This is a genomic window from Variovorax sp. P1_H12_2 (assembly GCF_056405335.1).
The window spans coordinates 1-5809 of sequence record NZ_JBFUCI010000405.1; the positions used below are offsets into that span (position 1 = coordinate 1).

General features: G+C 66.3%; 7 protein-coding genes. 3 read left to right on the forward strand and 4 right to left on the reverse strand.

The window, feature by feature from the left end; all coding sequences use genetic code 11:
- Positions 1-142: 142 nt before the first annotated feature.
- The 3 genes from AC1D2K_RS28430 (at position 143) to AC1D2K_RS28440 (ending at position 4239) form a co-directional block, all read left to right on the forward strand.
- Complete coding sequence (locus AC1D2K_RS28430) at positions 143-2146, forward strand: oxidoreductase (RefSeq protein WP_478092939.1); 2004 nt, start codon at positions 143-145, stop codon at positions 2144-2146.
- Positions 2147-2171: 25 nt separating this feature from the next.
- A complete protein-coding gene (locus AC1D2K_RS28435; RefSeq protein ID WP_478092942.1) occupies positions 2172-3563 on the forward strand; it encodes an MFS transporter in 1392 nt (463 codons plus the stop codon).
- 139 nt (positions 3564-3702) lie between these two features.
- The gene (locus AC1D2K_RS28440) at positions 3703-4239 is read left to right on the forward strand and encodes a helix-turn-helix domain-containing protein (protein ID WP_478092954.1); all 537 of its coding nucleotides are present in this window, start codon (positions 3703-3705) and stop codon (positions 4237-4239) included.
- 98 nt (positions 4240-4337) lie between these two features.
- On the opposite strand, the gene AC1D2K_RS28445 is transcribed toward AC1D2K_RS28440, so the two are convergent.
- The 4 genes from AC1D2K_RS28445 to AC1D2K_RS28460 all read right to left on the reverse strand — a co-directional run.
- Positions 4338-4733 carry a hypothetical protein gene (locus tag AC1D2K_RS28445; RefSeq protein WP_478092944.1) on the reverse strand — a complete coding sequence of 132 codons (396 nt, stop codon included), beginning with the start codon at positions 4731-4733 and terminating at the stop codon, positions 4338-4340.
- A gap of 41 nt (positions 4734-4774) precedes the next feature.
- The gene (locus tag AC1D2K_RS28450; protein ID WP_478092948.1) at positions 4775-5107 is read right to left on the reverse strand and encodes a DUF6402 family protein; all 333 of its coding nucleotides are present in this window, start codon (positions 5105-5107) and stop codon (positions 4775-4777) included.
- Position 5108: 1 nt separating this feature from the next.
- Positions 5109-5504 (reverse strand): hypothetical protein, encoded by a 396-nt coding sequence (locus AC1D2K_RS28455; protein WP_478092950.1) that lies wholly within the window; start codon positions 5502-5504, stop codon positions 5109-5111.
- A gap of 41 nt (positions 5505-5545) precedes the next feature.
- The coding region (locus AC1D2K_RS28460; RefSeq protein ID WP_478092952.1) for a DUF6402 family protein at positions 5546-5809 on the reverse strand (264 nt) is incomplete at its 5' end.

Here is a 5809-nt window from a genome sequence, read left to right on the forward strand (position 1 = left end):
TTCCTCTTCCTCGACCGGGACGGCGCGCGCTGGGCCGAGGCGGCGCGGGTTTCGGGCGTCCGGCTTGAGTGAGGGGGCCGGCATGAACGCGCCGCCCGAACTTTGAAATGACCTTCAACAACAACGACATCAGGGAGACCCCATGAACGCACCCACGCTCGCATCCGAGCCCGGCACCGAGGCCAAGCCGCCCAGCACGCTGTTCCCGCACCTGTTCTCGCCGCTCCAGATACGGGGCGCCCGCCTGCGGAACCGGATCATGTCGACCGGGCACGACACCACCTTGCCCACCGACGGCACCGTCAACGATGCGCTGGTGGCCTACCACGCGGCGCGCGCCCGCGGCGGTGCCGGGCTGATCGTCGCGCAGGTGGCGGGCGTGCACGAGACGGCGCGCTACACCTCCCACATGCTGATGGCGAACGACGACGCCTGCATCCCCGGCTACCGCCGCCTGGCCGAGGCGGTGCAGGCCCACGACTGCCGGCTCTTCGGCCAGCTGTTCCACCCGGGGCGCGAAATCATGGAGTCGGCCGACGGCCTGCTGGCGGTCGCCTACGCGCCGTCGAGCGTGCCCAGCGACCGCTTCCATGTCATGCCGCGCGCGCTAACGCCCGATCTCATCGAGGAGATCGTCCACGGCTACGGCCAGGCCGCGCGCCGCCTGCACGAGGCCGGGCTCGATGGCGTCGAGTTCGTGGCGAGCCATGGCTACCTGCCGTCGCAGTTCCTCAACCCGCAGGTGAACCGCCGCACCGACGGCTACGGCGGCGATCTGCACAACCGCCTGCGCTTCCTGCGCGAGGCGCTGGCCGAGATGCGCCGGCAGACCTCCGACCGCTTCGTGATCGGCATGCGCATCAGCGCCGGCGAGCGCGACGATGCCGGCCTCAGTGCCGACGATGCCCTGGAGAGCTGCGTGCGGCTCGAGCCCCTGCTCGACTATGTCAGCGTGATTGCCGGCACCTCGGCCTCGCTGGGCGGCGCCGTCCACATCGTGCCGCCGATGGCGATCCACAACGCCTACCTGGCGGGCGATGCGGCCACCTACAAGCGCAGGCTGCGCATCCCCATCTTCGTCGCCGGCCGCATCAACCAGCCGCACGAGGCCGAGCAGTTGCTGGCCCACGCCCAGGCCGATGTCTGCGGCATGACGCGGGCCCTGCTGTGCGACCCGCGGCTGCCCGTGAAGGCGCTGGCCGGCGAGGTCGACCACATCCGCGCCTGCATCGCGTGCAACCAGGCGTGCATCGGGCACTTCCACCGCGGGTATCCGATCTCCTGCATCCAGCATCCGGAGAGCGGGCGCGAGCTGGTGTATGGCCGCATCACGCGCGCGGCGCGGCGCCGGCGCGTGATGGTGGTCGGCGGCGGGCCGGGCGGCATGAAGGCCGCGGCCGTGGCCGCGAAGCGCGGGCACGAGGTCACGCTGTGCGAAGCCAGCGGCCAGCTCGGCGGGCAGGCGCTGCTGGCGCAGCTGCTGCCCCGGCGCACCGAGTTCGGCGGCATCGTCACCAACCTGGGCCACGAGCTGGCGCAATCGGGCGCGCGCGTGCTGCGCCACACGCCGGTGGACGCCGCCATGGTGCGCAAGGCCGCGCCCGAGGTGCTGATCCTGGCCACGGGGGCGCGCCCGTTCGTGCCGGAGTTCCCGGTGGACGACGGCATCCAGGTCCTCGATGCGTGGCAGCTGCTGCGCGGCGAGGCGAGGGCTGGGGGCCGGGTGCTGGTGGTCGACTGGCGCTGCGACTGGATCGGCACCGGCATCGCGGAACTGCTGGCGCGGCAGGGCTCGCAGGTGCAGCTGGCCGTCAACGGCACGCATGCGGGCGAGGCGCTGCCGCTCTACGTGCGCGACAACAACGCGGCCGAACTGCACCGGCTGCAGGTGCCGGTCACGACCTATGCGCGCCTGTACGGCTGCGACCGCAGCACGGTGTTCATGCAGCACACCGCGAGCGGCGAGCCGATCGTCTTCGAGGACATCGACACGCTGGTGCTGTGCCAGGGGCATGAACCGCTCGATGCGCTGGCGAGCGCACTGCGGCCGCTGGTCGGGCAGTTCATCGCCATCGGCGACTGCCTGGCGCCGCGGACCGCCGAAGAGGCGGTGTACGAAGGCTTGAAGGCCGGCTGGGCCATCTGAATCAACACAAGGGAGGCAATCAAGAATGAATCAACTGGACATCATGAACGAGGCCCCGTCCTCGTCGTTCCACCGCAGGCTGCTGCTGGCTTGCTGCGGCGGGCCGTTTCTCGACGGCTATGTGCTGAGCATCATCGGCGTGGCGCTGGTCGGGCTGATGCAGGACCTGTCGGTGAGCAGCGCCGAGTCCGGGCTGATCGGCGCGGCCTCGCTGGTGGGCATCTTCTTCGGCGCGATCATCTTCGGCTCGCTGACCGATCGCCTGGGGCGCGAGAAGATGTACGCGCTCGACCTCACCGTGCTGGTCGCGGCCTGCCTGGCCTCGGCCTTCGTCACCAGTGCCTGGCAGCTGATCGCGGTGCGCTTCATCCTCGGCCTGGCCATCGGCGCCGACTATCCGATCGCGACCTCGCTGCTGACGGAGTTCACGCCGACGCGCAAGCGCGGCTTCATGATCGGCCTGTCGGGCGTCTCGTGGCTGCTGGGGGCGATGGCGGCTTTCGGCGTGGGCGCGGTGATCGTGCAGCTGTCGGGCGGCTACCACCTGTGGCGCTGGATGCTGGCCAGCAGTGCCGTGCTGGGCGTGGTCGTGGTGCTGATGCGGCGCGGCATCCCCGAATCGCCGCGCTGGCTGGTCAAGAAGGGGCGCGTGCGCGAGGCAGAGGACGTGATCGAGCAGGTGTATGGCCGGCGGGTCGATCTGTCGGCGGCGCAGCTCGATGTCGACCATTCGCTCAAGGGCTGGGCCGCGATCCGCATGGTCTTCTCGGGCGGCTACCTGAAGCGCACGATCATGTGCGGGCTGCTGTACTTCGCCCAGATCACGCCGCAGTTCGCGATCTACACCTTCGGCCCGGTGATCTTGCTGAAGTTCGGGCTCAACGGCGGCTCGCTGGACATGGTCGGTTCCGCCGCGATCAGCGCGATCTTCGTGCTGGGCGCGTTGCCGGCGTTGAAGCTGATCGATTCGTGGGGGCGCCGGCCGATGTGCGTGATCCCCTTCGGGCTGATGGTGCTTCCGCTGCTGGCGCTGTGGTGGGCGCCCGAGGGGCCGGCGTGGTTCATCATCGCGGCCTTCTGCTGCTACGCCTTTCTGTCGGGCGGGCCCAGCCTGCTCGAATGGATCTATCCCAACGAGCTGTTCCCGACCGAAGTGCGGGCCACGGCCGTCGGCGTCGCGGTCGGCTTCAGCCGCCTCGGCGCGGCCACCGGCACCTACCTTGTGCCGGTCGGGCTGGACCGGCTGGATACGGGCGGCGTGATGCTGATCGGGGCGGCCATCACGGCGATCGGTTTTGTGGCCTGCCTGCGCTGGGCGCCGGAGACGAAGGGGAGGTCGCTGGAGGTGACTTCGGCGCTGGGGGGTGAGCGAGAGGGCGTGTATCAGAGAGACACCATGAATCTCACTGTGAGATGAGGGTCGTGAGATGAAGACAAGGCGATCCGCGTCTCCGTTTCCCACCGCGCGCCCGCTCAGRCTCCCACCGTCGCTCTACCTGCCGACTCCCAAGGCCAAGCCCACGCGCAGCGAACCCGCCGCCCTTGTCGGAACCCAGGTGAACCGCTTGCGCCAGGCTGCCGGCGTCTCGGCTCTGGAGCTGTCGCAGCGCTCGGGCGTGTCCCGCTCCATGCTCTCGCGCATCGAGAACGGCCAGGTATCCCCCTCTGTCGAGTCCCTGGACAGGCTGGCAAGGGCCCTGGACATTCCGCTTACACGCTTTTTCGCCGACCCGCGTTGCCGCACCGACTTCAGTCATGTGCCCTCAGGCAAGGGCCTTCGGGTGGAGCCTCTGGGCGCCGTCGCGGACTACCGCTACGARCTGCTCGGCCATGTGCTCTCSGGCAACCTGTTCGTCGAGCCYTAYCTGGTCAYSCTGSAASCCGAYGCCMRGCCCCAWGTGACGTTTCAGCATCCGGGCCTGAARTTTCTATATCTTCTATCGGGCGCCGTGACCTATCGCTATGGCCCCAGGCGCGTGAAACTCCGCGTCGGTGATTCGTTGCTCTTCGATGCCACCGCACTGCACGGCATCGAGGACATCGGCACGCTGCCGGTGTCGTATCTCTCCGTGGTCTTTACTTTGCGTGGCTAGGCATTCTTCGCCTGGCGACTGTCGTCAACGGGGACGTTGAACAGGGCACGGTCACCGTCTTGCTGGGCGCGATGCCCAGCATCTGCGCCAGGAGGCGTTCAGGGCAGCTTGGCACGCAACCGGTCCAGTAGCGTGGGGGGAAGGGAAATCACGTCGTTAATCGTGGTGTCGTAACCGAGAGCGGAAGGACGCCTCTGCGCATCGACTCTCCAAAAGAAGCTGGGCCGTTCATAGTACGGATAGGAATACATCCTCTCGGCGAGCAGATGCTGGTCGCTTGCGTCGTAGAGTTGCAGAAGAATCGTGCCCCTCACCAAGTAACAAAAGCGACCGGAATAGGGAGGGGAAGCATAGGGAGGATCGTAAAGACTCTCGATCGGCTCCCACTCGCAGTTAGGAACCAGAGTCTTCCGCGTGTGAACATAGTTTGCATAGATGCACAACTGAATGATCGCGGCGAAAACGATCAGCCATTTGACCCAGCGGATGAGCATGCGCCAGAGTCTCGCAGCGCGGGGCGACACAGACGGAGACATCACAGCGGCACCCGAATTGGCGGGTTGAGCAGCACGTGGCGACGGTCCGTATAGATCATGAAGTCGCCGCCCTGCTTGTGGCGAGCGCGCCAGTCACGATAGTCCTTGTTGGTCACGGGGTAGAGCACACTGTCCTTGGCGTGCACATCGCCGTGGACCACTGGGTATTGCAACCAACCGTTGCCACCGGCCATGTGATGGGCTGGCACGACGGCGACATGGCTGGCGCTCCAGTGCCCGAGATATTGGTCGTCCGAGAACTCGAACGGGTCGCGGAYATGCTCGCGGGCAATGTAGATCGCGATCAACGAGTTGCCGAGGCGCTGCGCCACTTTAGGGCAGCTTGGCACGCAAACGGTCCAGTAGCGTAGGGGGAACTGCAATCTCACCGCCATCATCTGAGGTGTCATAGATCAGCGACTTGGCACGCCCCTGCTCATCGGTGTCCCAAAAGAAACTACCTGCGTCGAGGTAGCGATACATCCGCTCGGCTAGGAGATGACGATCGTCTGCGTCAAAGAGTTGCAGGAGGATTGTGTACTTCTCGACGTAACAATAGCGAGCGGAATAGGGCGGCGGAGGATCATCCGGGAGGGCAAAGCGATCTTTGACTGGGTGCCACTGGCAAGTCGAGCCCTTGATCATTCGCGTGTGAACGTCGTTCGCATAGATGCACAACTGAATGACTGCGGCGAAAACAATCAACCATTTGACGCAACGGATAAACATGCGCCAAATTCTGGCAGCGCGGGGCGAGATGGACGGGTGTATCACAGGGGCACTCGAATAGGTGGGTTAAGCCGCACGGGGTAACGATCCGTGTAGATCATGAAGTCGCCGCCTTGCTTGTGGCGGGTGCGCCAGTCGCGGTAATCCTTGTTCGTCACGGGGTAGAGCACACTGTCCTTGGCGTACACGTCGCCATGGACCACCGGGTATTGCAACGAACCCTTGCCACCGGCCATGTGATGGGCTGGCACGACGGCGACATGGCTGGCGCTCCAGTGCCCGAGGTACTGATCGTCCGAGAACTC